The 260-nt window shown below is 36.2% G+C and carries 1 pseudogene; it reads right to left on the bottom strand.

The features are described 5' to 3' along the window. Nucleotides 1-260: pseudogene (locus tag RYX56_RS23390) on the bottom strand (sugar ABC transporter permease); the annotation flags it as partial.

Below are 260 nucleotides of genomic sequence, written 5' to 3'. Positions count from 1 at the left end.
CAAAGTTTTTAATTCCTACCCAATCAACTAGCTTTGCCGGCGGTGAATGATATAGATCATAGTTTGTAAAGGACAGTAAGATCACAAATATAATTGGAAAAATAACGACAAACACTAACAATAAAAATCCCGGTGACATGATTAAATAGGGAAATCCATTATCAACAAGGTTGCGGTACTGTTCCTTCATCGTACTGATTGGTTCATGGGCATCACGTTTTTTCCCAACCTTATAAGCATCACGCAAATTAAAGCAATAG

It is taken from the genome of Alkalihalophilus lindianensis, assembly GCF_032843265.1.
Lineage (GTDB): Bacteria > Bacillota > Bacilli > Bacillales > Bacillaceae_D > Alkalihalophilus > Alkalihalophilus lindianensis.
The sequence above is the reverse complement of the archived record's forward strand: the minus strand, read 5'-3'. Positions and strand labels throughout refer to the sequence as shown.